1 pseudogene is annotated in these 515 nt (G+C 70.3%); it reads left to right on the forward strand.

Annotated features, from left to right (window positions below):
- Positions 1 to 492: pseudogene (locus tag U9979_RS06315) on the forward strand (hypothetical protein); the annotation flags it as partial.
- Between the last annotated feature and the right edge of the window lie 23 nt (positions 493 to 515).

Here is a 515-nt window from a genome sequence, read left to right on the forward strand (position 1 = left end):
GGCGGGTTGATCGCCACCGGGGGGGAAGCCGGGTTTGCGCTCGCGGATGGGTTCGCCGGGGTGGTGGCGGCTGGGGCGGGTGCCGGCCTGGGCTCGGTCACCGCGGGGGGTCTATCGAGCCATCTGTTCGGTGACGGGGGTTATAGCTGGTCGGATGCGGGTGGTGGTCTGGTTTCGGCTGGTGCCGGCAGCCTCGCGGGCAGAGCGGGCCGGACCGCGGCCGGCCGGGCGGTCGTCAGCCGGGTACAGATGGCCGCGGCCTGGTTGGCCCGTAACGCTCCGGGGCCTCGTCCGAAGGACTTGACCGCCATCACCTGCGCGGGTACCGGTACAGCCGAAGGCGGCGCTGGTATCCTAACGGCCGCCACAAAGACCGGACCTAACGCTGCGGACACCGTTCAGATCTTCCGGAACGTGGCCGCTGCCGAGTTCGACTCCATCGCCACGACGGGCAGGTTCGGGACCGGTGAGGGCCAGATGGAGGGGAAGTAGTTTGCGACCCAAGGCGTGCACGC

Source organism: Protofrankia sp. Cas4 (assembly GCF_963555915.1).
Lineage (GTDB): Bacteria > Actinomycetota > Actinomycetes > Frankiales > Frankiaceae > Protofrankia.